Here is a 2,881-nt window from a genome sequence, read left to right on the forward strand (position 1 = left end):
CGCGCCGCGACCACCACGGCGTAACCGACCGCCGCCGCGGCGGCCGCGCCCAGCAGCACCAGCTCGGGGTACGCGAACCGGAAACCGGCGCCGAGCAGCACCACGGCGGCCACGAGCAGCCCGACACCGCGAGCGGTGATCCCCACGCCCCTCCTCAGCCCCGGACCGGAGCCGCGTGGCCGGAGGGGAGAGGCACCGGCACGGCCGCGATGGCCTGGCGCAACACCTCGGCGGCGGTCACCCCGCGCACCTGCGCGTCCGGGGTGAGCAGCAGACGGTGGGCGAACACCGGCTCGGCGAGGGTCTTCAGGTCCTCCGGCATGATCCAGCCCCGCCCGTCGATCAGCGCGTACGCGCACGCCGCCCGGGTCAGCGCGATCACCCCGCGCGGGCTCACCCCGACCCGCACGTGCGGATGCGCGCGGGTCGCCGCGGCGAGGCGCACCGCGTACGCGTAGAGCGGCTCGGCGATGTGCACCCGCAGCGCCATCCGCACCATCTCCCCGACGGTCGCGGTGTCGGTGACCGGGGTGAGCGCCTCGGGGGAGCGGACCGTCGCCCCGCGCAGCACCTCCACCTCGACCGCCTCGTCCGGGTAGCCCACCGACAGCTTCACTAGGAACCGGTCCAGCTGGGCCTCCGGCAGCCGGTACGTGCCGTCCATCTCCACCGGGTTCTGCGTGGCCACCACCAGGAACGGCTGCGGCACCGGATGCCGTACCCCGTCCACGGTGACGGTGCGCTCCTCCATCACCTCCAGCAGCGCCGACTGCGTCTTCGGTGACGCCCGGTTGATCTCGTCGGCGATGACGATGTTGGCGAACACCGGCCCCGGGTGGAACTCGAAGCCCCGGGTGGCCTGGTTGAAGATGGTCACCCCGGAGACGTCCGAGGGCAGCAGGTCGGGGGTGAACTGGATGCGCCGCCACTCGCCCTTCACGGTCGCGGCCACGGCCCGCGCGAGGGTGGTCTTGCCGACCCCCGGCACGTCCTCCAGCAGCACGTGCCCCTGCGCGAAGAGTGCGGTCAGCGCCAGCCGGACCACCTGGGGCTTGCCCAGCACGACCGCGTTGACGTTCTCGGCCAGCCGGGCGGCGAGAGCCGCGAAGCCCTGCACCTCCGGCTGGGTGAGCGGGTCGTGGGTCTGCACGGTCGGTGGTGCTCCTTGCCTGGAAAAGGGTCAGCAGGGCGGCAGGTCGTTGATGTCGTCGCCGCCGTCGAGGTTGAGCCACGCCCACGGGATGTAGTTGCGTCCCTTGTAGTCGACCTGCACCCACCAGGTGCTCTGCTTCTGGCCGTTGTAGATCCACGCGTCGACGTTCTCGCCGGCCCGCCGGCAGTACGCCTTCAGCCGGGTGCCCGGCCTCGCCCAACCGACCTGCCGGTCGTTGTCCTGCCGGGGCACCGAGAAGACCTCGTTGCCGTTGCGGCCGTCGACGTCGGCGTCGCAGTAGGTGCGCTGGTCGCCGTCCGGCCCGTTGACGCAGGTGGCCGTCCCGTACAGCGCGGCGGTCGCCTGGACCCGGGTGGCCGTGCCCTTCCCGGCGGCGTTCGTCGCGGTCACGGTGAACGTGTGGCTCGTACCCGGGGTCAGCCCGGTCATCGTGATGCTGCCGCATCCGCCGGGCTTCGCCGGCTGGCCGGCCGCGCTCAGCGTGCAGGTGGCCCGGCCGCCGCCGGCGTCCACGGTGAACCGCACCGTCGCCGACGTGGCCGTGGCCGACGAGCCGGTCACGGTGACCCGTGGCTCCGCCACCGTCCGCGCGGTGGCGGTCGCCTCCGGGCCCGGCCCGGCCTCGTTGACCGCCTTCACCGTGACGGTGACGTTCTGCCCGTTGCCCAGGCCCTCCACGGTGGTGGCCGTGTCGGTCACCTCGCTGCGCCGGCCCCCCACGTCCACCAGGTACCCGGTCACCGGCCGGGCGTTGGCCTCGCCCGGGATCCACCGCACCGCCACCGTGCCCGGCCGGTCCGGCACCGTGGTCGCCTCCAACGCGGCCGGGCGGTCCGGCGGCGCGTACGGCACCACGGTGTTGCTCACCGGCGAGGCCGCCGAACCGGCACCCTTGTCGTTGACCGCGACCACCGTGAACGCGTACTGCGTGCCGTACTCCAGCTCACCGGCCGGCACCACCAGTTCGGTCCTGGCCGTCTCCCCGGCGGGCGCGTTGGTGCCGGCCGACGTCGCCGTCACCGCGTACCGGGCGATCGTGTTGCCCTGCCCGTTCGCCGCCGGCCAGCGCACCAGCACCGTCCCGTCCGGCCGTTCCTGGGCGGTCACGCTCGCCGGCGGGTCCGGCACCGCCGCCGTCGGCGTCACCGGGTTGCTGCTGCGGGACGGCCCCGCGCCCTTGGCGTTCACCGCGTGCACCGCGAACCGGTACGTCTCGCCGTTGGTGAGGCCCTTCACCTCCACCGCACGTTGGTTGGCGCCCACCTCCAGCCGCTGCCCGGCGCCGGTCACCACGTACCGGACGATCTCCGCGCCGTTGGCCGGGGCCGACCGCCAGCTCACCCGGGCCTGCGCGTTGCCTGCCGACGCGGTCACCGCGCGGGGGCCGCCCGGCTTGCCGACCTTCGGCTTCTTCGGCGGGGGCGGCGGCGGGGGAGCGGGCGGCGGGTCGCCGCCGAGCACGTCGTTGGCGTACTTGTCGACCTCGCGGATCTGGTGCCGGTCGTCGACGACGCGCGCGGTCGACGCGTCCGGGGCGTTGATGAAGAGGTGGTTCTCGCGGACCTCCAGCTCAAGTGGCCCGAGCGGGCGGCCGCGGACGGTGTCGACGAGCCGGCCGTCGCCGTCGAACGCGTACACCGTGCCGGTGGCCTCGTCGGCGGTGTAGATCCGGCCCGCCCAGGCCACCGCCGCGCTCAGCCGGTCGCC

The 2,881-nt window shown here is 74.3% G+C and carries 2 protein-coding genes; both read right to left on the reverse strand.

Going from position 1 to position 2,881, the window contains the following annotated elements; translation table 11 throughout:
• Nucleotides 1-154 precede the first annotated feature (154 nt).
• Entirely contained in the window at nt 155-1,150 is a 996-nt protein-coding gene (locus AB0I76_RS26660) for a MoxR family ATPase (protein ID WP_357040910.1), read from the reverse strand.
• A 30-nt stretch (nt 1,151-1,180) separates the two neighbouring features.
• Nucleotides 1,181-2,881 (reverse strand): fibronectin type III domain-containing protein (locus AB0I76_RS26665; RefSeq protein ID WP_357040913.1); only part of this gene is annotated, 1,701 nt, incomplete at its 5' end.

The sequence above is a fragment of the Micromonospora sp. NPDC049799 genome, assembly GCF_040656655.1.
Classification (GTDB): domain Bacteria; phylum Actinomycetota; class Actinomycetes; order Mycobacteriales; family Micromonosporaceae; genus Micromonospora.